The organism is Endozoicomonas sp. ALC013 (genome assembly GCF_049310205.1).
GTDB lineage: Bacteria > Pseudomonadota > Gammaproteobacteria > Pseudomonadales > Endozoicomonadaceae > Endozoicomonas.
Genome location: NZ_JBLYNS010000036.1, coordinates 12,308 through 36,869, shown reverse-complemented (window position 1 = coordinate 36,869; position 24,562 = coordinate 12,308). Strand labels below are relative to the sequence as shown.

Genomic DNA, 24,562 nt, shown 5'->3' with positions numbered 1-24,562 from the left:
TCCTCCGTTGTGCCTCGCATAGTACCAGCCCAAGTAGCCAGAAATATTCGATTCCATATGGCCAGCTACTTAGATGCACGCTTGTATCCAGGAGGCTGACCGGGAATAGACTGCCAGTAATCTTTTGCGGTTTACCCATATAACCATTACCATGTCCGTCCAACGGCAAAACTGCACAGACGTAATATGTATATCTACCGCCTGGTTCTGCTTCTGGTGATCGGTATTTACCTTTTTTCTCCAGCCATCATGGGCTGGTGGATTACGTTTGGTGAACAGTGGTATCAGCCCTGGATACTCTGGTTCATCCTGATTGTCGCGGGCTTTACCCTTCAGATCAGGGGTAACAGCGATGAGCTTTGAACTGGAGTATATCGTTCTGGCCAGTGTTGCCTATCTGGCGGTTCTTTTTCTCTGCGGCTGGGCGACGGATCGAGGCATCATCCCGCGCAGAGTGGTTCATCACCCGGCAACCTATGTTCTGTCCCTGGGTATCTATGCCAGTAGCTGGGCCTACTATGGCAGTATCGGGGTTGCCCACGACGATGGTTATGTTTTTCTCGGTTTTTACTTTGGCCTGAGCGGTGCATTTTTATTAGCGCCTGTCCTGCTGGTGCCAATATTAAGAATAACCTCCACCTATCAACTCAGTTCTCTGGCCGATGTGCTGGCCTTCCGTTTCCGAAGCCCCGTGGCGGGTACGCTAAGTACACTGCTGCTGCTGTTTATTACTTTTCCCCTGCTGGCCCTGCAGATACAGGCCGTGGCAGACGGTGTTTATCTGCTGAGCGATGACACCTCCCCGGAAATGCTGGCCTTCGGTTTTTGTATTATGGTCACGTTACTGACCATGATGTTTGGTACCCGACACTTGGCCAGCCGCCACCAGCATGATGGTCTGGTGGTGGCGATTGCTTTTGAGTCGCTGCTGAAGCTGCTGATTATGGCGCTGCTGGGCGGCGTCGTCATCGTCGAAGTGTTTGGTGGTTTTTCCGGATTAAACCACTGGCTTGAAGCCAACTCTGAGGTCATCATCGGGATGAACTCTCATCTGGAAGATGGCCCCTGGCGAACAACGCTGTTGATGTTTTTTGCCTCTGCTGTGGTTATGCCACACATGTTTCACATGACCTTTGCCGAAAACCGCGACATAAAAATGTTATTCACTGCCAGCTGGGGCCTGCCATTCTTTTTATTACTGTTGAGTATTTCCACCCCTCTGATTCTCTGGGCGGGTCTCAAAATCGGGAGCCCTTATCCGCCCGAGTACTTTCCACTGGCTATTGGTCATGCCGTGGATAGTCAATGGTTGACTATCATCGCCTATATAGGTGGGCTTTCTGCGGCCAGTGGCCTGTTTATGGTGACCTCACTGTCACTGTCTTCCATGTTGCTGAACCACGTCATCCTGCCGCTTTATCAGACCCTTTATCAGTCCGGAGAGCCGGCCCAGGCCCAGATGAATATCTATCGCTGGCTGACCAATGTAAAACGTCTGATTATCGCCACCCTGATCCTCGCCTGTTATGGGTTTTACCGGCTGCTGCATAACGAGGTGGACATGTACAGCCTGAGCATCGTCGCCTATGTGGGAGCCTTGCAACTGTTGCCCGGTACTCTTTCTACGCTCTATTGGGGCAGGGCAAACCATAAGGGGCTGATTCTCGGGATTCTCTCTGGAACCGCAGTCTGGTTCTTTACCCTGATGCTGCCTTTAACCATGGGACTTGAGATTTTCCCAATCCGCAGCGTCAACTTTGGCACCATCACTAACGACGGCTGGTATATTGCTGCCGTCTCATCACTGGTGGTGAATGTGCTGGTGTTTTACCTGGTCTCCAGCTTTACCAGGATGCCTGATGAAGAGCGCAGTGCAGCGGCCGCCTGCCTGGTTCGTGAAGTACGTCAGCAGCCCTACAAAATCCCCAAGGCCCGCTCTTCCTACGAATTTCAGGAGATGCTCAGTGCCCCTCTGGGGCCGGTAGCGGCGCAGACGGAAATCAATAAAGCCCTGACCGATCTCAATATGAGACCGGACGACAACCGTCCGCACTCCCTGAGACGTCTCAGGGAGCGTATTGAGAATAATCTGTCCGGGCTTATGGGACCCACCATTGCCCATGACATCGTTGACTCCTTTTTGCCACTGGATATTGATAATGATTACGTCCCCAAAGATATCCATTTTATGGAATCCCGTCTGGAAGCGTATCACTCAAAGCTGACCGGTCTGGCCGGTGAGCTTGATAGCCTGAGACGTTATCACCGGGACACATTGAACAGCCTGCCCATGGCCGTCTGCTCCATTGATGCTGCCATGGAGAGCACGTCGGTTGATCACCCGGAATCGCTGCCATCGAACAACACCGGCGAAGTGATGCTCTGGAATCAGGCAATGGCAGAATTGACCGGCATTCCCGCTGATGCTGTTCTGGGGATGCCCCTGAAGACCATTCCTGCTCCCTGGAACCAGGTCCTCAATGATTTTATGCAACTCCCCGACAATCACCTGAACAAGCACTGTGTTGAAATGGAAGGCAGCACCCGCTATTTCAGCCTGCACAAAGCCGCAGTTCAGGCACCGGTTTCCGGTACCGGTGGTAATCAGGTCATGTTGCTGGAGGACCAGACAGAAACCCAAATGCTGGAAGAACAGCTCTTTCACAGTGAACGACTGGCGTCTATCGGGCAGCTGGCCGCCGGTGTTGCCCATGAAATTGGCAACCCGATTACCGGTATAGACTGCCTTGCCCAGGAAATGAGCGCACTATCATCGGACCCGGATATACAACAGAGTGCCCGGCAAATACTGGAACAAACCCAAAGAGTCAGCCGCATTGTGCAAACACTGGTGTCTTATGCTCACTCTGGTCAGAAAGGGGGAGAGCAAAACAGTGATTCTCCATCGGTAGCCGAACCCGTAGAAGTGTTCAGCACCATTCAGGAAGCCATCAGTCTGTTGCAATTGAGCCATAAGAACAGCAATATCGTATTCCGTAATCTGTGCATCGATGGTCTCTGCGTCAGCGGTAACAGCCAAAAATTACAACAGGTGTTTATCAATCTGCTGAAAAATGCCGCCGATGCCTCAGAGGAAGGCACTGGCACGGCGGAGAGTGTTGTTTCCGTTAGCAGCACAGCCAACCAGCACACGGTCACCCTTCGTTTTGAAGACCAGGGGCATGGCATTCCCAAAGCCATTCAGGAAAGGCTGTTTGAGCCATTTTTCACCACCAAAGAAGCGGGTAAGGGAACGGGCCTGGGTCTGGCTCTCACCTGGAATATTATCGAAGAACATTTTGGCAGTATTCAGGTGGTGAGCCCTTTGGATCCACTCACAGGGCGGGGGACCTGCTTTATCATTTCGCTTCCACGCTACGAGTCTGACTCAGTGAGGACGGTAGACACAGGGGAGCAGCCGTTGGAATTTCAGGGGGACATGGCATGAGTCAGGACCAGATACTGATTGTCGAGGACGAAGAAATTATCAGGTCGTCGCTGCGTCGTCTGCTTGAACGACAGGGATATTGTATTACCGAGGCAGGCTCTGTTCACGAAGCGCAAGACTGCCTGAAACAACAGTCTTTTTCACTGATCATCAGCGATTTGAGGCTTCCCGGTAAGCCCGGTACGGAAATGATCAACCTGGCCAATGGCATCCCGGTACTGATCATGACCAGCTATGCCAGCCTGAACTCGGCAGTCTCGACCATGAAGCAGGGGGCCGTGGATTATATTGCCAAGCCCTTTGATCATGCAGAGATGATTCAGCGCGTGGCCGAAGCTATTGAAAAGCAGGCAGCTCAGAGTCCTGGCAGCGATGCGGAACAGGGCAACAATGAAGCGATCTGCTCCGGCGATGGCTTTAATGGCATTCTGGGACAGTGTGATGCCATGCAGCTATTGTTCCGGCAAATACAGAAGGTGGCCCCAACCGATGCCACGGTATTGATTCAGGGTGAATCAGGCACCGGTAAAGAGCTGGTTGCCAGGGCCATCCATGAAAACAGTAAACGCATCAATGGCCCGATGATTTCTGTTAACTGTGCCGCCATTCCGGAAACACTGATTGAATCAGAACTGTTTGGCCATGAAAAAGGGGCATTTACCGGGGCTACCGCCGCTAGAACCGGCCTGATCGAAGCGGCCAATGGTGGCACACTGTTTCTTGATGAAATTGGTGAGCTGCCACTGGAAGCCCAGGCCAGGCTACTTCGAGTGCTTCAGGAAGGTGAAATTCGTCGTGTCGGTTCAGTACAGTCCCAGTCGGTTAATGTGCGACTGATTGCCGCTACTCACCGGAATCTCCGTCAGCTCTCTGCACAGAATGAGTTTCGTGAAGACCTCTACTATCGACTGAAAGTGGTGGAACTGCGCATTCCGCCACTCAGGGAGAGAGGCAGTGATATCCTGATGCTGGCGGAAAAACTGCTGGCCAAAACCTGTGGCAAAATGGGGCTGGACGTCTTCTCAATGGCTCCCGAAACCATGGCTGCCATTTCCCAGTATCAGTGGCCCGGGAATGTTCGCGAAATGGAGCATGCCATCGAACGGGGTGTCATTCTTTCTGAAGACAATATCATCACCCCGGAAAACCTGGATATTGACGTTCGTGTGAAGCAGACCCTGTTTCGTCAGGATGCCGAAGAACTTCAGGATGGCCTGACTCTGGAAGACTACTTCCAGCGTTTTGTTCTTGAGCACCAGGATCAGATGACCGAAACCGATCTTGCACAGAAACTGGGTATCAGTAGAAAAACACTCTGGGAGCGGCGCCAGCGCCTGGGTATTCCGAGAAAGAAAACAGCGGCGACATAGTGCATGGTTTCAATGCAATTGATGGGTTCTTTCTATCAATGCCTCCCAAGCTCCGTTCGTCCTGAGCGGAGATTGTACACATCAAACTCATCGAAATGATGTACTGGATTAGTCATGTGTGACAAATAGATTAATTGTACTTTAGTACCGTTAACAAGGTGCTATTTTTCACCCATTTTAACCCGAAAAAGATAAATGAATACATTTTATGGAATCTTTTCATAAATAAGAGGTCTTATATAAGTACGAATAATAATATCAATCCCTGTTTGACGGGATTCAGGAGGTTTATATGCGCTTTGATGATAGTTCCAAAATAGTAGATTTCTTCTCGAATGCATGGAAAGCAGCAAGTGATAATGATGCCCAACCTGATCAGTGTCAAAACTGCCTTAATTTTAGTTATAGATTGGTCAAAGCGTGTGTAGTGGCGGCTTGCTGCCCAAAACCATCGGAAGATGACCCGGCAGGCTTGACAAAGCCATTACTGCCTAAAGCCGATCAAGGTGTTGTGGCTAAACAACCAGATCGGAACGATATGTCAGAATCGGGTCCAAATTCGGACGTATATTTTGTCGGGAGGTACGAAGCTGAGGCCGAAGGTTCTGTCCCTTTCGAGTCTTTTGGGGGTGATGCGCCCGAACCCGGGGAAAATCACGAGTCTTTGGTGGGTGATTCGCCCGAACCCGGGGAAAATTACAAGTCTTTGGTGGGTGATTCGCCCGAACCCGGGGAAAATTACAAGTCTTTGGTGGGTGATTCGCCCGAACCCAAGGAAAATTACAAGTCTTTGGTGGGTAATTTGTCCCAACCCGAGGTAAACGTCACTAACGAGCAGTTAGGGCTGAAATAATAAAAATGATTTAGACATGGTCATTGTCTGCAGCCATTGGTCCAGTGTCAGAGTGACAAAAAGCTGATTTCAAATTGAATAAGATGTCTTTGGCTTATTAACTTGAAAAAGTTCAAACACTAAAGTCGAATCCTTGTCAGTTCAACTTCAAAGGATTTTGAAGTTGAACTGTTCCAGACATCAGGCGGGCTGTCCGCTCAAGTCTGCGTCACTTTCACTGGCTGATTTGATCTTGGATTCATCCCACATCACAAAGTAGATAAGCGCACATATAAACAGTGCCACAGCAGGCAAGAGGAACATTAGTGCATCGATGCCGAGCAATACTGAGGCTGGCTGTGTTTCCTGTTCTGCCTGATAGCCAATAAAAGATAACCCCGTACCCGCGATGAAACCTGCCAGTGCCTGCCCCATCTTACGGGCAAATGAATAGCTGGAATAGATAACGCCTTCCTGACGCTGACCAGTTAAGTAAGAGTTGTAGTCAATACTGTCAGATACATTTGCCCAGACCAGCAAATTAGGAAGCAGCATCAGTGGAATGCCTACAAAGAGCCACAGGAACATGACATAAATTGAGTCAGGCAGTAAAAAGCAAACGGTCGCTGTAATACCGGCTAACAGAAATCCGGTAATCATAATTTTTCGGGTACCGAACTTTAAGGCGAGCTTTCCGATAAACGATGAAATGATAAGGATAGCAAGAACGCTGACCGCTGAGCTTAAGGATATGAACCACAGTTGGCCATCCAGGTTCTCAGTCAGGAAATAGTAGGTAATGGCACTCTGGGCCATAAATGCCGCCAGCATAAATGCGGAAGATATACTCACACAGAGAAATAATGAATTTTTCCGCAGAGAGGTGATACCCTGAAAAATGTTAATGTTTTCGGTTGAAGGCTCGTGTCGTATATATTCAGCAGTACACCGGTAGGATATAAGATAGGCGATCATGGCAAAAATGCTGACGAAGACAGCAGAGTACAAATAACCTTTGGCAAAGTCATCGGCGAAAATCGACAGGAAAAGTGGTACGGCAATGTTGCCTACGACATTGCCAGCCATGCTACCGACGCCTCTGGCAGCGGAAAGAGAGGCCCGCTCACCTTTATCATTGGTCATCACCGTCGCCAGTGAACCGTAGGGAATATTGATAAAGGTATATGCCATGCCCCAGACAATGTAGGTGGCGTATGCCCAAATCAGTTTTTGTGAGTCACTCAGGCCCTGTGGTGCCCAAAACACAAAAATGGCTGCCACCGCAACAGGCCAGCTGCCTTTTACCAGAAAGCCGCGAAACTTGTCCCCGGTATGCTTGCGGGTGAAGAGTTTGTCACAGATAGCACCCATGATCGGGTCATTCACCGCATCCCAGATTCTGGCAACGAGAAACAGCGTCCCCGCTGCAGCGGCAGTAATACCCAGTACATCCGTATAATAAGCCAGCAAGAAAGTGGACATCATACCGAAGGTCAGTGTGTTGCCCAGGTCCCCCATGGCATAGCCAACTCGATTGAGTTTGGTAATGGTCTTCATTGTGTTGCCTTTTTTTAATTGTTTTTGTTGTATAAATTTTTTCGGCTTGCCTTAAGAGCTTGAGTTCAGAGTTTGTAATGTACGACAGTGCATTACAATGAGCAAATAAGGGGCTCTTATCGCGTAGCCGATAAATCTCAATAAATGAACAAAGCGGCAGCATTGTCAGAAAGATTTCTGGCAAATTTTCAATTTTCTACCATCATGGAGTGTCGATTATCTGCCTATGAGTCATGAATTAAAACATGAGATTGCCCTGTACCGTTTTCTCCCTGGTTCAGATACGGATCGGGTATTGCGTTGGTGTTTCAGCCAACCGTCAATCGCTGGATTAACTTGGACACTTTTTCTATGCAATTTCAGGTGAAAAAAAATTGTGAAGAGGGTGGGGTATGGATCCTGCATTATTGGCTAGTACATTAAACACGTTATCTAGTACGAGTACCACAGACCAAAGTAAAGTGGGTACAGAGGAATCATCAGAAAACGGTAATCCAAAAATAATGGATGCCAGGGTAGTTAAAAATAAATTACCACTGAAAGAAGATATTTATTCTCAGGTATTAAATATTCAAGTTATCAGTGATCGATTAATTCAATACCTTGGACTGGATGACCTTCGCCGATTGGGTGCTGCATTAATAAGCAGTTCAGAGTGTAAGCCTTTATTTTCCAGCACTAGAGAGGAGGTGAGAAATATTGTGTTTACTCCGGTGGAAATTGACGGTTCGCTCTGGGAGGGTAATTATGCATGGTATTCTTTTTTAGTTGATGATGGTTCCTGGGAAACACGGGGGACGCCGCAGCCCGGTATGGTCGAATACACAACTGAGTGCAGGGATATTGACAAAGTCTTCTCATATCAGGAGGGTGAAAATGAAGTAGAAAACTGGATCATGTTTGGCGAATTAAAGGATGGTAGTGTTTATAAGTTTGAAGGGGGGTGTGATTATACAGGATTTGATTGTATAGGTGGCGGGGAGTTGATATTGGCACCTGGCTGGAGAAATTTGTTTGATCATCTTACTGCTTGTGAAATTGGCAGTTTTATCGATAACTTGAACCAGGGGGCAGTAGAATTAAAACAAGCCTTGGATGATATTTCTGATTCTAAAGACCTGAATGAAGTATTAGCGCAATTGTTTTCCGATAAAATTATCCCGGACTGTTTGCAACTAAGGTAGATCAGTCTGGCTTTTGAAAAATGAAATATCTGGTCTCCCCGCATTGCAAAAAAAGACCTTCCCTATAGAATCACATTTTTATTATTTTCAGGTACACATTCTCCTATGTCCGCGCATGAGGAAAAGCGGCTCCCTCCCGCTGTATTTTTGATGGGTCCTACCGCTTCAGGCAAAACTGACCTTGCGGTAGCGCTCATCAAAGAGCTGCCTTTTGAGATCATCAGTGTTGACTCGGCACTTATTTATAAAGGGATGGATATTGGCACTGCCAAGCCGGAACCTGAGGTTCTGGTGGAAGCGCCTCATCACCTGATCGACATTCTTGATCCGGCGGAATCGTATTCAGCCGCCGATTTTCGACGGGATGCCCTGGCGTTGATGGCCGATATCACCGCCCGTGGGAGAATACCTCTGCTGGTTGGTGGTACGATGATGTACTTTAAGGTGCTCAGGGACGGTATGGCGACCATGCCCGCTGCCGATGCCGGGGTTCGTCAACGGCTGCTGGATAGTGCACGGGCACGGGGTTGGGCATTTTTACACCAGCAGCTCTCAGGCGTTGATCCGGAAGCGGCACTGAGAATAAAACCCTCGGATACCCAGCGCTTGCAGCGCGCCCTGGAGGTTTATGAGCTGACAGGTAAACCGCTTTCTCAATGGCACAGGGAGCAGAAAGTGCAACGTTTACCCTATGGCATTGTCAGCCTGGCGATGGCTCCAAAAGACCGTTCTGTGCTCCATGAACGCATTGCACTGCGTTTCAGAATGATGCTGGAGAACGGTTTTCTGGAGGAAGCAACCCGGCTTTATCAGCGTGGGGACCTGAATGTTACCATGCCTTCTGTCCGTTCTGTTGGTTATCGTCAGGCCTGGTCTTACCTTGTTGGGGAACTAAGCTACGATGAGATGGTCGAAAGAGGTATTATTGCGACCCGACAACTGGCTAAAAGGCAGTTAACCTGGCTCAGAAGCTGGCCTGATATTCACTGGCTTGATACGTTTTCCAACAACCTGCCGGGTGATGCCTTGAAAGTTTTGGAGGGTGCCCTTAAATAACATCGGTATAATTTATAGTCATGAGGTAAAGTGCATAGCCCTGAGGAATGCCGAGGGCGTTAATGCAAATTTCTTCCATAAACCGTTGGCTGTTTAGACTTATTGCTTAATAAAGTAGTACCTTAGAACCTCTAATTGTTCCGGCAGGACTGGTGGGAGTAGCTAATATTACTTATTGAGTGCGGTGTTGGGTTAGCTTAATGTGAGTCGGCATTTCATAGGCTGTACATATATTGAACAATGAGTACTGGCACAGCCGGTCCAGCGGATAGTCCTCCCCAAAGTGAAACAAGGCTATTCAAAAACCCGAGAATTAAAAGGAGTACAGAAATGTCAAAAGGGCATTCTCTACAAGACCCTTACCTGAATGTGCTGCGTAAAGAACGCGTGCCGGTTTCTATCTACCTGGTTAATGGTATTAAGCTTCAGGGGCAGATTGAGTCTTTCGATCAGTTCGTTATTCTTCTCAAGAATACGGTGAGCCAGATGGTTTACAAGCACGCCGTATCAACTGTCGTTCCCAGCCGTCCGGTTCGTTTGCCGATGCAGGGTACTGATCAGCCTGAGAATGAGTAATTCTGTTGATGCATCTTGAAGGCACCTGAGGTGCCTTTAGGTGTTTATATTTATTTTAAAAATGAGCCATGTGGCGCAGTCTTGTTTTCAGGTTGTCTGTTAGCTGGTTCTCAGCTCGTGCGGTTCGTGGCTGTTTAGGAGATCTATTTGTTTTTTGACCGCCATGAGGGTGGTGAAGCCGCGGTTCTTGTTCATCTGGAATTGAACGATGAGCGTGAGCGGGAAGACCCCCAGGAATTTATGGAGCTGGTACGCTCCGCTGGCGTTGAGTCTGCCGCATTTATTACCGCAGGCTGCAAACATCCCAATCCCCGTTTCTTTGTCGGTCCCGGCAAAGTTGAAGAAATCCGTCAGCTGGTTGTCCTGCACGATGTCGATGTTGTGCTGTTTAATCATGCCCTCTCTCCGAGCCAGGAACGTAATCTGGAAAAAGAGCTGAAATGCCGGGTTATTGATCGTACCGGACTGATTCTGGATATTTTTGCTCAGCGTGCCAGAACCTTTGAAGGTAAACTTCAGGTTGAGCTGGCTCAGTTGCAACACATGAGCACACGACTGGTTCGCGGCTGGACTCACCTTGAACGACAAAAGGGTGGTATCGGCCTGAGAGGACCGGGTGAAACCCAGCTGGAAACCGACCGTCGTCTTCTCAGGGCGCGCATCAAAAGCATTAGCCGTCGTTTGGAAAAGGTGCGCAGGCAGCGGGAGCAGGGGCGACGTTCCAGACAGCGGGCAGAGGTTCCCCAGGTATCACTGGTTGGCTATACGAACGCTGGCAAGTCGACACTGTTTAACCGCGTGACCGAGTCGGTGGTTTATGCGGCTGACCAACTGTTTGCCACCCTTGACCCAACGCTGCGGCGAATTGATTTGCCGGATATCGGGCCTGTCGTTCTTGCGGATACGGTGGGTTTCATACGTCACCTGCCTCATAAGCTGGTGGAGGCATTTCGGGCAACCCTTGAGGAAACCCGTCAGGCTGATCTGCTGCTGCATGTTATTGACAGCCATGATCCGGAGCGTCTGGAAAACATGGATCAGGTTCATTCGGTACTGAAAGAGATCAATGCGGATGAAGTGCCACAGTTGGAGGTCTATAATAAAATTGACCTGTTACAGGGGGTAGAGCCGAAAATCCAGCGCAATGATGAAGGGCGTCCTGTGCGAGTCTGGGTTTCCGCAGTGACCGGTGAGGGTGCTGATCTGCTGCAAGACGCCATCAAAGAGTTGCTTTCTGATGATATGCTGCAGGGGCAGTTAACCCTGAAGCCTGCCCAGGGACGCATCCGTGCCCGTCTTTATAAGCTTGGCGCTATTCAATCCGAAGTCTACTCCGATAGTGGTGATGTGGTTCTGGATATTCGCCTGCCAAAGTCTGACTTTGAGCGCCTTTCCAAGCAGGAAGGTCTGAGTGAGAGTTGCTTTAATTCCATGCTGTAAGCTCTTGTGGTTTGTGCGTATTGGCTCGGGTCAATACGTACGATGTCTTTTATCTTCAATATTACCTTCTCGCTGTCTCTGCTGGCTGTGTGCCAGTAACAGTATGTACTGTTTATGCGGTCAAAAAGTGTAGCCGCAGATGATAAAAAGCGTTCCTCGCTGGACAGAATATTTCATCAGGACAGATGGATGAAATTTGGGCGAAACAGCTCTGATTTGGTGTTTGTAAAGAAAATCCGTTGCGGTCTTTACCAATTCGGCTTGCGCTATTCGCTATCCAAACTCTACAATCTGGCTCAGGAACTATCTTTACCGGGTACGTCTTATTGAGTGCCTGTAAAGGCTGGTCAGGATTCCGGACGGTACGGATACATTGCATTTTTTACGCTCCTGTGTTGCAGTGAAGGGCGAAGTGGAAGTTGATGACTGCTCTGGAAATTTATCCTGCGACGTCATGTCATACCTGGGACTCTCAAGGTCTGTAGGTAACTATGGTGTGCACATCCTCTGATGGACCGGCAATGGATTTAATCGCCTGTTGTCCCCAGTAACAGGGATGCTCAAACCAAAATTCAATCTGATGCTGACTCTACGGAGACATATATGGCCTGGAACGAGCCGGGTGGAAACAACCAGGATCCATGGGGCGGTGGTAACAAAGGCGATAAGCAAGGACCACCGGACCTGGACGATGCTTTTCGCAAATTTCAGGAAAAACTGAATTCCATGTTTGGGGGAAGCCGCAAAGGCGGTGGTGGCTCCGGTGGTGGTGCTCAGGCAGGCTCCTCTTCCGGCATTTTTATTGGCATTCTGATACTCGCTGTTGCAGCCTACATCTGGAATGCGGTCTATACCGTTGATGAAAAAGAGCAGGCCGTCATCCTGCGCTTTGGTGAGTATGCAGAGACGGTTGGCCCTGGCCTGCATATGTACTTCCCTCCCATTGAAACCAAGTTTCAGGAACGGGTGACTGAACTTCGGACCTATAACCTCTTGCAGCAAATGTTGACCGAAGACGAGAACATCGTCGAGGTGGCCATGTCGGTTCAGTACAACATTGATGATATCAAGCACTATGTTCTCAACGTTGCTAAGCCGCTGGTCAGTCTGGAAGAAGCGACACAGAGTGCATTGCGTCATGTTGTCGGTGGCTCCGAGATGTACCAGGTGTTGACCGAAGGTCGTGAGGTGATGGGTATCGAAGTGCGTGATCGCCTTCAGGCTTATCTGGACAGCTACGGTACCGGCCTTAATGTTGCCAAGGTAAACATTGAGAGCGCCCATCCTCCCAAAGAAGTGCAGGCAGCGTTTGATGACGTTATCCGCGCCCGTGAAGATGAAGAACGGGCCAAGAACAAGGCCCAGGTGTATGCCAACAAGATCATTCCGGAAGCCCGTGGTCAGGCTCAGCGTATTATTGAGAGTGCCAACGGTTACCGTGATGAGGTAGTTGCCAAGGCAGAGGGTGAGGCGGATCGTTTCGTGAAACTGTTGGGTGAGTACCAACAGGCACCTGAAGTAACCCGCGAGCGTCTATATATTGAGGCGATTGAAGACGTGTTCAGTAAATCCAGCAAGGTACTGGTGGATGTTGAAGGTGGCAATAACATGATGTATCTGCCGCTGGATAAACTGACACAGTCCCATGGTAGCAGCAAAGTGCCATCCAGACAGTTATCTGCCCAGGAATTAAACGAGATTACCACCCGGGTGACAGAAGAATTGAATAAACGCGTCAATAGCTCGCGAGTCAGTGGGGGGAGGGTAAGTCGATGAGTCAGAAAGCCTTCACTGGACTGATTATTTCTCTGGTTGTTGTAATACTGGCATGGGGAAGTTTATTCGTTATCTCCGAACGGGAGAGGGCGGTGCAACTTCGTTTTGGTCAGGTAGTACGTGACAGTATCCCTCCGGGCCTGCATGTGAAAATCCCGCTGGTTGACAAGGTTAAGGTGTTTGATGGCCGTCTGCAGACTTTGGATGTGCCATCCGAGCGCTTCCTGACCCTTGAGCAGAAGGCCGTGATTGTCGATTCCTACATCAAGTGGCGCATTCACAACGTCTACGACTTCTACCGCGCAACGGCAGGCGATGTATTCCGTGCCAGTAACCTGCTTGCCCAGCGTGCTGAGTCCAGCATGCGGAACCAGTTTGGTAGCCTCACTCTGAACGAAGTGGTGTCCGGCCAGCGTGACGAGATGATGGAAGAGCTGACCACAACGCTGAATGAAGTTGCCCAGGATGAGCTGGGGGTCAGTGTTATGGATGTACGTATCAAGCGGATTGACCTGCCTCCCCAGGTCAGTGACTCGGTATTTGAGCGGATGTCATCCGAGCGTGAGAAAGAGGCCCAGGACTATCGTTCCCGTGGTCAGGAGATGGCAGAAGGTATCATGGCGAATGCCGACCGTGAGAAGCAGGTGGTTCTGGCCGATGCCTACCGTCAGTCTGAAATGATCCGCGGTGACGGGGATGCCAGGTCAGCTGAGATTTATGCCAAAGCGTATCGGCAGGATCGGGAATTCTATGCCTTCTATCGTAGCCTTCAGGCCTACAAAGAGAGCTTCGGAGAGTCCGGTAACGTCATGCTGATAGAACCAAAAGGTGATTTCTTCCGCTACTTTAATCACGATAAGCAAGGCAAATAATGAACTCTTGCTGCCAGCGCTAAAAAACCGTGGTAATATTATCAAAACCGGGCCTCGCCCGGTTTTTTCGTGTGTGGGCAAGTAGCGAAGAAAAAACTTCCACAGTAACAATAAGAGAGGCTGTTATGACCGTCGCTGATCGCTGGCTGCTCCCTGATGGAATTGAGGAAATTCTTCCCGGCAGAGCCCGTTGTGCTGAAAAGTTAAGGCGCGACATACTCGACCTGTTTGACCGCTGGGGTTACCAACTGGTGATTCCTCCCCATCTGGAATTTATCGAGTCACTGACGGCAGGTGTCGGTCATGACCTGGATCTGCAAACCTTCAAGGTAACCGATCAGCTGACCGGTAGAACCATGGGATTAAGGGCAGATACCACACCGGCGGTGGCCAGAATTGATGCCCATACCCTGAAAGTGGATGGGCCGGTAAGGCTTTGTTATTCAGGCAGTGTCTTTCATACCCGCCCCGCTTCCCTCGGGGCTTCAAGGTCACCCATCCAGATCGGTGCAGAGCTGTATGGTCACTCTGGCGTGGCAAGTGACCTGGAAGTGATTTCCCTGATGCTGGAAACCCTGGCTCAGGTGGAAGCCGATTCAGTCAGTCTGGATCTTGGGCATGTGCAGATTTACCGGTTGCTGGCATCTCAGGCCGGACTATCGGGTGATCAGGAGCTGGCGCTTTTTGATGCCTTGCAGCGCAAGGCGATCTCTGAAGTTGAACAGCTGGTCAATCAGTGGGATATCAGCGCAGGGTCTGCCCGAATGCTGAAAAGCCTGCCCAATCTGGCCGGTGGTCCGGAAATACTGGAACGGGCCAGGGGTGAGCTGGCTGATGGTCCTGAGGGCGTCGCCACTGCTCTGGATGAACTCGGGTTGATTGCCAGAGAGATTACCAGTCTTTATCCGGGTGCTGACTTCTATTTCGACCTGGGCGAACTCAGGGGCTACAACTATCATACAGGTGTCGTTTTTGCGGCTTATCTGCCCGGTCAGGGGCAGGCAATCGCCAAAGGTGGGCGCTATGATGGGATCGGTGAAGCCTTCGGCCGATCACGCCCTGCGACCGGTTTCAGCACTGACCTCAAGACGCTTATGGAGCTTAAGGCGTTGCTGGAGCTGAAAACAGAAAGTACAGAAGACTGTACCGAAGGCAAGACCATTTTTGCGCCTGTTGATGCGGATGCTGCCCTGGTGCAGTCCCTGCGTCGGCAGGGGGAGCGGGTAGTTCGCCAGCTGCCCGGGCAAGCGACAGACGCAGCAGGTATGGGTTGCAACCATCAGCTGATCTGCCGTGACGGCGAATGGTTGGTTGAACCGTTATAAATTGCATTGAAACTAAGAGACCGATTCCATGGGTAAGACTGTTGTCGTACTTGGCACCCAGTGGGGTGATGAAGGTAAAGGCAAGATTGTCGACCTGCTGACCGAGCAGGCGGAAGCTGTTGTTCGCTTCCAGGGCGGCCATAATGCCGGACACACCCTTGTTATTAATGGTGAGAAAACCGTTCTGCACCTGATTCCTTCCGGAATCCTGCGGGAAGATGTGGTTTGTTACATCGGTAACGGTGTTGTGCTGTCTCCTGAAGCGTTGCTGAAAGAGATGAAGCAGTTGGAAGAAACCGGTATTCCTGTGCGCGAGCGCCTGAAACTCAGCCCTGCCTGTCCTCTGATTCTGCCTTACCATGTGGCGCTGGATCAGGCCCGCGAGCTGGCCCGTGGCGAAGCCAAAATCGGTACGACGGGGCGTGGTATCGGTCCTGCCTATGAAGACAAGGTAGCTCGCCGAGGTTTACGTGTTGCTGATCTGCTGCACCCTGAACGTTTTGCCAGAAAGCTGAAAGAAGTGATGGATTATCACAACTTTGCCCTGCAGCACTACTACAAGACAGAAGCCGTAGATTACCAGACCGTTCTGGATGACACGCTGGCCATGGCCAGGGAACTGATTCCGATGATTGATCGTGTTTCAGACCGTCTGCATGAGCATCATGGGCGTGGTGACCACATTCTGTTTGAAGGTGCCCAGGGTTCTCTGCTGGATATCGACCACGGCACTTACCCGTTTGTCACGTCATCCAACACCACCGCAGGTGGTACCTCTACGGGGACTGGTTTTGGTCCGCTGTACCTGGATTATGTCCTGGGTATTACCAAGGCTTACACCACCCGTGTAGGTTCAGGCCCCTTCCCGACAGAGTTGGATGACGAAAATGGCCGCCATCTGGCCAAAGTCGGTAATGAGTTTGGTGCTACGACCGGTCGTCCACGCCGTTGTGGCTGGTTTGATGCCGTAGCCCTGAGACAGGCTATTCAGATCAACTCGGTCAGTGGCCTCTGCCTGACCAAACTGGATGTACTTGACGGTCTGGAAACAATCCGCATTTGCGTGGATTACAAGAATGCTGATGGTGAGTCCATTACCACGCCTGTTGATGTTGAAGAGTACGAGTCGGTTCAGCCTGTCTATGAAGAGATGCCGGGCTGGAGTGAGTCGACATTTGGTGCGAAGAGCCTTGATGAGCTGCCTGCCAATGCGCTGGCTTATATCAAGCGTCTTGAAGAAGTCACCGGTGCACCGATTGATATTATTTCCACCGGACCGGACCGTGTAGAAACTATCGTTCTGTGTCAGCCGTTTGCCTGATCATCAGGATTGGCCTCTGTGACAAAATCGCCGGTTTATCATTGGACAAACCGGCTTTATACCTAGTACATGGTTTCAATGAGTTTGACGGGTTGTCGTGCCTCCGCACTCCGTTCGTCCTGAGCTTGTCGAAGGACCCATAGGGCCTAAAGGCGGAAACTCCGGACTCTGATAGATCGTGCCAAGCACCCTTCGACTCCGCTCAGGGTGAACGGAGATCGTACACGTCAAACTCATTGAAACCATGTACTAGGGTGATATTGTCAGTAGTTATGGTTTTGACATCAATTTATTAAGCGCTTTCAAAGTCACCTGCAATAACTGAGTCATAACTTGGTGGTGGATTTGGGTAAAGACGATGATAATCGGGCGGGGCTTCATAAGATATGGTCAAAAATATGTCCATAATTTTATTGTTTAGTTGATCGCAGTTAAGATGTTGAAAATCAGCAGGGGATGGGTCATGCCTGTCCTGATGCCCGATAGCAAACAGTGTGAGAAATTGCTGTTTGAACAGCTCATTTTCGCTGGCCAAAAGTTGGTTGCGAAAGGTGCCAGAGTTGGCAATTTTGTCCCTTAGAGCGTTGAGTAAAATATCAAAACGCTGGTTTAATTTGCGAAAACATCCTTTGCAGTACTTGTCCATAAAAATAATCAGCAGGTTTTCAGCGGCTCCTGTGCCGATGGGTAAGCCGGGATCCAGATTCAGAGTCTGGTCTGTAAGCAGATGCTCAGTCAGGCCGAAGTTATCAAACATCAGGGTCTGGCCAATAAAATTTACGTGGATGTAAGGACTTTGTGGATGTGGATAAAAACTCTGATTATCTACTTTGCTGGATAGAGCGAACGCACCCGTTTGGTAAAAAGAGATCTCCGTGTTCACATCGACTCGATTGTGACTGGCAAGCATTTTACAGATTACTTCCCTGTTGATATTGCCAGGGTTGCTGTTGATTAATTCCTTTGGCGTAAAACGCAGATAATGGCCCCCGGTATCCCCAAGCCTGATGGTGACTTCAGGGCGAATATAAATATTATTAAGCAATATACTCACTATTTCTGGTGTCAGCTTTTCTGTAACATGATACTGGCGACGGCGTCCCCGCGCATCAAACATTCTTCTTGGGGGGATCAGAAAATTCTCACCCGCCAACGCATAATTCGGGTAGGCCCCAAACTCAAGCAATAACTCCAATGCTTCTGCCTTGCCGTTTGCCGCTGCTTTGGCCGCCGCGTCTTCCAGCCCTGTCCCAACAGAGTTACCGTTGGCTAAAGTGTGCTGGCGAACCAGTCGCCTGATCAGTGGCAGATCACCGGTTGTTGCAGCCCGTAACAATGTCGATTCACGACTCTTGAATTTCAGAGAAATCAAGTTGATGGCTTGATGGCAACGGAGGGTGAGCTTCTGACTGGAAGTCCGCCGGGTTGCCCGATACGGTGGTGCATCAGTGGCATTGGGCGATTGATTACCAGTCTGGATGGGGGCAGGGCTGCTACTGTGTATCATGCTTCTGACTTCGTTGAATTTATGATGTTTCGGGATTGGCGCTTGCAAATCCCGGAGTTCCGGCAATCAATGAATTGGACTTACCTGCCAGTCAATAGTTCCCGGTCTCAAGCAGTTTTTTCTGTTGATCTGTCCTGGGGAAGTATCATTTGCCTTCAGGGATCCGGCTTGCATTACACTGTCTCCGCCGGTTGTTTTGGCATAACACTGAGATCAGCTATTCTTTTGTTATGCTCTCTTTTCACTTTCTCCCTTTGCATTAATAGTCTGATGCATGTACTAATACAGAATGGATTCAATGTTAACTTCTCCCCCCTCCATGGCCTTTGAAGAAAGATATCATGATTGTAGATTTTCATTTTCACCAGGCAGCCCCGGGCTGCCATACGCCCTAAAAGAGGTGCAATAAGCCCATGTCAAAAGGGTGGAAAAGCCAGGATAGTCAGGCATCTCTCGAAGCAGAGCGCTATGAAAACCCGATCCCCAGTCGTCTGTACATCATGGAATACCTTGAGCAACGAGGGGCACCGGTCAGCCATCGGGCGTTATGTCGTGCACTGGGTATAAACGACGAAGAACAGCAGGAAGCGCTGATGTTCCGCCTTAAGGCGATGATCCGCGATGGTCAGCTGCTGCAAAATCGCAAGAATGCCTTTGCCCTGATCAGTAAGCTGAATCTTATTAAAGGGGTAGTTCAGGGCAATAAAGAAGGATTTGGCTTTTTAATGCCGGATGGTGGTGGTGAAGATCTCTACCTTTCCCCCCGTGAGATGCGCCAGCTGTTTGATGGTGACCGTGCGGTTGTGCGTGAATCAGGTGTCGATCATCGTGGCCGCAGGGAAGGCCAGCTGGTTGAGGTGATTGAGAGAAATACGACACAGGTCGTCGGTCGTTACTATACCGAGTCTGGTGCGGCCTTTATGGTGCCTGAAAACCCCCGTATCAGCCGGGAGATTATTGTTCAGCCGGGCCCGCTGATGCCCACGGAGGGGCAATATATTCTGCTGGAAATTACCCGGCAGCCCGGCCGTCGCAACATGCCTATGGGCATTGTTAAGGAAATTCTCGGTGGCAGAGCCGATGCCGGCATGGAGGTCGAGGTTGCTGTTCGCACCCATAATATTCCCCATGACTGGCCGGAAGCGGTGGAAAAACAGTGCAAGGGTTTTACAACTGAGGTCGCAGAGTCGGACAAAGATTGCCGGGTCGATTTACGGGCAACGCCGTTTGTCACAATTGATGGTGAAGATGCCCGTGATTTTGATGATGCGGTTTATTGTGAGTCAAAAAAAGGCGGCGGCTGGCGACTGTTTGTTGCGATTGCCGATGTTTCCCACTATGTGAAACCGGGCTCAGCCCTGGATAAGGAAGCGGTTAACCGGGGGACTTCGGTTTACTTCCCGGGGCATGTGATTCCCATGTTGCCGGAGGTTCTGTCCAATGGTTTGTGCTCCCTGAACCCCGAAGTAGATCGCCTGGCAATGGTCTGTGAAATGACCATCAGTGGCAAAGGCAAGATTTCCGGCTACAAATTCTATGAGAGTGTTATCCGCTCCCATGCGCGGCTGACGTATACCAAAGTCTGGGATATGTTGTCCCTCAGTGATGAGGGCCGGGCGCTACGGAAGCAGTACCAGCCATTAGTGCCACACCTTGAGCATCTGTACTCGCTCTACAAGACCTTGGTATCCGTACGGGCAGAGCGTGGCACGATTGATTTTGATACGGTGGAGACCCAGATTATTTTTGGTCGCCACCGCAAGATTGAGCAGATTGTGCCCAGGGAGCGTAATGACGCCCACAAGTTGATTGAAGAGTGTATGCTGTGCGCCAATGTGTGTGCGGCAAAGTTCCTGGAAAAGCACAAACTCCCGGGGCTTTACCGTGTGCACGAAGGGCCGACGCTGGAGAAGAAGCTTAACCTGAACAGCTTTATTGGCAGTTTGGGGCTGGCACTTCCCTCAGGCAAAATCACCCCCCGTGATATTCAGGCATTGTTGCTTAGGGTGAAAGATCGTCCTGATTACCATGTGATTCAGACCGTGGTTCTTCGCTCAATGAGTCAGGCAGTCTACAGTGGTGATAATCAGGGGCATTTTGGCCTGGCCTTCAAGGCTTATGCACACTTTACCTCGCCCATCCGCCGTTACCCTGACCTGCTGGTACACAGGGCGATTCGTCATATTATCCGCTCAGAGAGCCCCTCCCGGCATGTGGTTCGTGTGGGGGCCAGCCCCATACCTGAAAAGCGCATCTACCCCTATAACGCCGGCGATATTCAGGCACTGGGAGAGCACTGTTCCACCACAGAGCGACGGGCTGATCTGGCAACCCGCGATGCCATGGACTGGCTGAAGTGCGACTATATGCAGCAGCATATTGGTCAGACCTTCAGCGGTATTGTCTCTTCAGTGACCGGATTCGGGTTGTTTGTTGAGCTGAAAGATGTCTATGTCGAGGGATTGGTTCATGTGACCAGCCTGCCGGATGACTATTATATTTACGACAATGTTCATCATTGCATGCGCGGTGAGCGCACCGGTCGCCGGTTTGGTCTGGGCGATGAGTTGGAGGTGATGGTCAGTAAGGTGAATCTGGACGATAAGAAGATCGACTTTGAACTGCTGTCAGCACTTAGCAGGCCGGGAAGAAGAAAGTCATCCGGTAAGTCTGGTTCGGCGAAAAAATCCCGTTCATCCGGAAGCGCGGCACTTGGCAGTCGATTCAAGTCGGCAGCGGCCAAGGAAAAACTGCTCAGAGAAGCCAGGGCTGCTGAAGAGGCGGCTAAAAAAGGGAAAGGCACTTCATCCGCCAAGGGCTCTTCATCCGCTAAGGGCTCTGCCGAAGACGGTAAGCCATCCGGCCGTAGGACGAAAGGCAGGAAATCCGCCAAAACAACCGGTAAAAAGGGCAAGCCAACCGCTTCCGGCAAAAAGAAGACTGCCGGTAAGAAGAAAGCCAGCAGCGCCCGGAAGTCTGATTCAGCCAAAGCCTCAAAGCCGACGGGCAAACAGCCTCGTAAACGGAAGATCAGTTAATAAGCTTCGTATCACAGGGATTATCAAGCATTGCTTCCTGGCTCCTTGGGTTACTCCGGGAGTCTGTCTGCTTTATCGAGATGTCTTTTGAAATCAGGCCGCTTCACAGCGGCCTTTTTGTTTCCGGGTTGATAAGAGTTTTTATTTAACGATCACTTTTCGGGCAAGGAAAACACCTTAGCGGCAGAATTGGTTAAATATCTTAGTGTTCATAGGGAACTAAAACCAAATATAAATATCTATTAGCTGTAACAAACATTAATTAAAACGGAAGGTTTGATATGGACCAAATTATCGCTTCTAATCCAAAAATGGACTTTGGTTCAATAAATAAAATAAACGATAGTACAAAATGCAAAGATTCTTCTGGCCGTTCAGGTACACGGGAATGCGTGGAAAGTTCTGACCAAAAAAATTATCTCTCCTGTGAAAAACAGTTTACTGATAATGAGATAGAAAGTATTCCATTGCAGGATCGTTTAGTAGCTGTTTCGAAAAAAACCATTAAATTTCTTTGTCAGGCTACTTTGACGCTCACTCTCCCGGTTGCTCCCTCGGCTTTAGTCGGGTTTGCTATCGGGGCTACCGGGTCTGCTGCTGTCGGGGTTGATAGTGCCGGGTTTGCTGCTTGTGCTGAGCTTGCTGCCGGGCCTGCCTTGATTGCCTTAGCTGGATTTGCTATCGGGGCCTTCTGGGGTTCTGTTCAGGGTGAAAGGGCTACCAGCGATGTTGGTACTGGTGTTGCCAAAGGTGTTGCGACAGGTGTTGCTACCAGTGTCTGTATGGGGACTGTCGGGGCTGCTAGTCTTGCTACCTCGTCTGCTATCGGGTCTACTGTCGAGGCTGTTGGTAATTATTTCTTTAAAAAAGACGATTAAAATGTTTGGCCGAGCTATTGTTACGCATACTCGGCCAGCCTCCTCGGTTGATGCAGAATTTAGCTAACTGGAAATGAGTCCGGTAGCGCATAGGTCATGCTTATTCTGGCCGTTTTCGTTAACATATCAGTGTTAAAACATCAGCAATAACTCCTGTCCTTCCAGTTTTGCTAAAATCCCCCTTTTTATGGCCTGTAAAGGCTTTCAAATGAGAAATCAATGAGCAATGACGTAGTATTTGGCCTGCATGCAGTGCAGAGCCTGTTTGAACGGTCACCCGAAAGAATACTGGAGCTTCAGATCCAGAAAGGTCGTACGGATAAGCGAATCAATGCCCTGGTTGATCAGGCCAGAGATCAGGGCGTTTCCGTCCGATTTGTTGAACGCAGTCGTCTTGATGCCAAAGCGGAGGGTGTGCATCAGGGTATTATGGCCAGAGTCTCTGCCGCCCGGGTTTACCGGGAAGAAGACCTGGAGGATATTCTTGATGGGCTGAATGAACCACCATTCCTCCTGATTCTGGATGGCGTTACGGACCCTCACAATCTTGGGGCCTGCCTGCGGACTGCCGATGCGGCAGGTGTACATGCGGTGATTGTGCCCAGGGATAAGTCTGCCAGTCTCAATGCTACAGCAACCAAAGTGGCCTGTGGTGCAGCAGACAATGTACCTCTGATTCAGGTGACCAACCTGGCACGGAGTATGGAATGGCTCAAGGAGCGAGGTATCTGGATGATTGGTACCGCAGGCGAGAGTTCCGGCAATATTTATCGGTCGGATTTAACCGGTCCTCTGGCTCTGGTCATGGGCGCAGAAGGTAAAGGAATGCGTCGCCTGACCAGAGACCTGTGTGATTCGCTGATTTTTATTCCAATGGCCGGTTCTGTCAGTAGCCTCAATGTGTCGGTTGCTACCGGGGTGTGTTTATTTGAGGCGGTTCGACAGCGACGATGATTGTCACCACTCTGATTTCACTGAATCTGCCCTTTGGATAAATCATCGATTCAACAAGCCAGTTCAAAAAGACTGGCTTTGGGGCATTGGCTTATTCAATGGTCGTTCTTGGGTTGTTCCATATTGACGATAAGTAGTTGGCCAAATGAAATCGTATATTTCTGGCTAAGTGGACAGTTACTATGCAAGGCACAACGCAGGGAGCATAGCCGTAGCTATGTGACCGGAGTTGTAACGCCGCAGAGTGACTGTCCACTTAGCCAGAAAATATGATTTCATTTGGTTAACTACTTACGCATCTAATTGCCCAAAAAAACCGCAATAATAAAGGATTAGCCGGACTCATCTGAGGAAAAGCTATTCCCATTTGGCATTTTTGAGTAATGTTTTATCAAGATGATTTAACTTCCAGCTGTGATAACGTCCCCAAGCCATACGATCTTTATAACTGCGAAGGATCTCCGGAAGATCGTTGATTGTTGCTTCTGAGTTCAGGCTATTCTCATGAGGAGTAGAGACTTGTCTCTTCATCTCTTTGATAGAGGCATAGAAGCTTTTTTCCAAAATAAATCTTGCTTCCTCAGGGGAGATATCTTCCAGGAAATTATTATGAGTAACAATACGTGAAAGCGAGGTTTTTTTTAAATCATATTTTGGTTTTAATTTATTAAATATTGACCGTTCAATCGAATTCATTGTTTCATGATCCTTATCATTCTTTTTTTTAAGTTTTTTGCAGAAGTCATCAACAATCCAACAAGTTTGATTAAGGGAGATACCTAACAACTCAGAACTGTAAGGTGATTCTTTTAATGATGGTATAGATTGAAAAACGCAAGTATGGAATCTTCCCTTCAGGTCGTCTAATTGGAATTTTGGTTTCCCGATGGCCAAAATGTTGACAGCTCCAATATCATTACGATCATCCGTTACTACTGCATAGACATCCATGTGTTTAGATAGTATATCCCTGAAGTCTCCGTGTGTCATAAGGTGTTCTTCCGCAAAAATAAGAGGTTCTTTATCCTTGGGACGGTAAAATGTTTTAGTCAAGTGGACTGTAGGCGCATCGGATAAGGCGCTGGCAGCCTGTACAGAACTCGATGCAGCTGCACCCTCTGTCGAAATACATGTTCTGTGAGCAATGGGATTAGTGGTTCCACTTTCCCCGTGCGACACTTTAGTATCCACTTTTTGATTCTTGTTTTCCTGTTGGGGATTATAAGTGTTTCTTGAAACATTACCGTTATTTACACCGTGCATGACTGGTAACCTCAATTTTGGAAAAACAAAGACTATCTTCATATAGTTCTTGATATTTGGCCCAATATCTGACCGTTTTTCTAAAATTAAGTTTCCTTCCTCCAGGTAGCCAATGTATTTTTTTACCAATTAATAACGATGCAAAATTTTCGGAAGTCAGTACCT

At 49.4% G+C, this 24,562-nt stretch carries 18 protein-coding genes; 15 read left to right on the top strand and 3 right to left on the bottom strand.

Annotated features, from left to right (window positions below):
• Positions 1-186 precede the first annotated feature (186 nt).
• From ACO6V1_RS09225 to ACO6V1_RS09210, 4 genes are all read left to right on the top strand, one after another.
• Entirely contained in the window at positions 187-363 is a 177-nt protein-coding gene (locus ACO6V1_RS09225) for a hypothetical protein (protein ID WP_163370786.1), read from the top strand.
• Positions 353-3,448: an ATP-binding protein gene (locus ACO6V1_RS09220; RefSeq protein WP_422449876.1), complete on the top strand. Its 3,096-nt coding sequence runs from the start codon at positions 353-355 to the stop codon at positions 3,446-3,448. Before ACO6V1_RS09225 ends, ACO6V1_RS09220 begins: the two co-directional genes overlap by 11 nt.
• Positions 3,445-4,818 (top strand): sigma-54-dependent transcriptional regulator, encoded by a 1,374-nt coding sequence (locus ACO6V1_RS09215; protein ID WP_422462085.1) that lies wholly within the window; start codon positions 3,445-3,447, stop codon positions 4,816-4,818. Before ACO6V1_RS09220 ends, ACO6V1_RS09215 begins: the two co-directional genes overlap by 4 nt.
• Positions 4,819-5,110: 292 nt before the next feature.
• Positions 5,111-5,671 (top strand): hypothetical protein, encoded by a 561-nt coding sequence (locus tag ACO6V1_RS09210; protein ID WP_422466616.1) that lies wholly within the window; start codon positions 5,111-5,113, stop codon positions 5,669-5,671.
• Between the two features lie 180 nt (positions 5,672-5,851).
• On the opposite strand, the gene ACO6V1_RS09205 is transcribed toward ACO6V1_RS09210, so the two are convergent.
• Positions 5,852-7,207, bottom strand: coding sequence for an MFS transporter (locus tag ACO6V1_RS09205; RefSeq protein WP_422466614.1), 1,356 nt, complete (start codon positions 7,205-7,207; stop codon positions 5,852-5,854).
• Between the two features lie 392 nt (positions 7,208-7,599).
• On the opposite strand from ACO6V1_RS09205, the gene ACO6V1_RS09200 reads away from it, so the two are divergent.
• From ACO6V1_RS09200 to ACO6V1_RS09165, 8 genes are all read left to right on the top strand, one after another.
• The gene (locus ACO6V1_RS09200; protein ID WP_422462079.1) at positions 7,600-8,391 is read left to right on the top strand and encodes a hypothetical protein; all 792 of its coding nucleotides are present in this window, start codon (positions 7,600-7,602) and stop codon (positions 8,389-8,391) included.
• A gap of 105 nt (positions 8,392-8,496) precedes the next feature.
• Entirely contained in the window at positions 8,497-9,447 is a 951-nt protein-coding gene (miaA, locus tag ACO6V1_RS09195) for a tRNA (adenosine(37)-N6)-dimethylallyltransferase MiaA (protein WP_422466612.1), read from the top strand.
• A 330-nt stretch (positions 9,448-9,777) separates the two neighbouring features.
• Entirely contained in the window at positions 9,778-10,023 is a 246-nt protein-coding gene (gene hfq, locus ACO6V1_RS09190) for an RNA chaperone Hfq (RefSeq protein ID WP_101745449.1), read from the top strand.
• 147 nt (positions 10,024-10,170) lie between these two features.
• On the top strand, positions 10,171-11,463 hold the full coding sequence (hflX, locus tag ACO6V1_RS09185; protein ID WP_422449881.1) for a ribosome rescue GTPase HflX: 1,293 nt from the start codon (positions 10,171-10,173) through the stop codon (positions 11,461-11,463).
• A gap of 603 nt (positions 11,464-12,066) precedes the next feature.
• The gene (gene hflK, locus ACO6V1_RS09180) at positions 12,067-13,239 is read left to right on the top strand and encodes an FtsH protease activity modulator HflK (protein ID WP_422449882.1); all 1,173 of its coding nucleotides are present in this window, start codon (positions 12,067-12,069) and stop codon (positions 13,237-13,239) included.
• Complete coding sequence (hflC, locus tag ACO6V1_RS09175; protein ID WP_422449883.1) at positions 13,236-14,111, top strand: protease modulator HflC; 876 nt, start codon at positions 13,236-13,238, stop codon at positions 14,109-14,111. Before hflK ends, hflC begins: the two co-directional genes overlap by 4 nt.
• Positions 14,112-14,236: 125 nt before the next feature.
• Positions 14,237-15,436, top strand: coding sequence for an ATP phosphoribosyltransferase regulatory subunit (locus ACO6V1_RS09170; RefSeq protein ID WP_422449884.1), 1,200 nt, complete (start codon positions 14,237-14,239; stop codon positions 15,434-15,436).
• Between the two features lie 28 nt (positions 15,437-15,464).
• Entirely contained in the window at positions 15,465-16,757 is a 1,293-nt protein-coding gene (locus ACO6V1_RS09165; protein ID WP_422466610.1) for an adenylosuccinate synthase, read from the top strand.
• Between the two features lie 292 nt (positions 16,758-17,049).
• Here the strand turns inward: ACO6V1_RS09165 and ACO6V1_RS09160 are convergent, their stop codons facing one another.
• A complete protein-coding gene (locus tag ACO6V1_RS09160; protein WP_422466608.1) occupies positions 17,050-18,264 on the bottom strand; it encodes a hypothetical protein in 1,215 nt (404 codons plus the stop codon).
• A gap of 413 nt (positions 18,265-18,677) precedes the next feature.
• On the opposite strand from ACO6V1_RS09160, the gene rnr reads away from it, so the two are divergent.
• The 3 genes from rnr (at position 18,678) to rlmB (ending at position 23,134) form a co-directional block, all read left to right on the top strand.
• Complete coding sequence (gene rnr, locus ACO6V1_RS09155; RefSeq protein WP_422466607.1) at positions 18,678-21,302, top strand: ribonuclease R; 2,625 nt, start codon at positions 18,678-18,680, stop codon at positions 21,300-21,302.
• 281 nt (positions 21,303-21,583) lie between these two features.
• Positions 21,584-22,180, top strand: coding sequence for a hypothetical protein (locus ACO6V1_RS09150; protein ID WP_422466605.1), 597 nt, complete (start codon positions 21,584-21,586; stop codon positions 22,178-22,180).
• 219 nt (positions 22,181-22,399) lie between these two features.
• On the top strand, positions 22,400-23,134 hold the full coding sequence (rlmB, locus tag ACO6V1_RS09145) for a 23S rRNA (guanosine(2251)-2'-O)-methyltransferase RlmB (RefSeq protein WP_422466603.1): 735 nt from the start codon (positions 22,400-22,402) through the stop codon (positions 23,132-23,134).
• Between the two features lie 357 nt (positions 23,135-23,491).
• On the opposite strand, the gene ACO6V1_RS09140 is transcribed toward rlmB, so the two are convergent.
• Positions 23,492-24,397, bottom strand: coding sequence for a hypothetical protein (locus ACO6V1_RS09140; RefSeq protein WP_422466601.1), 906 nt, complete (start codon positions 24,395-24,397; stop codon positions 23,492-23,494).
• Positions 24,398-24,562: the final 165 nt, after the last annotated feature.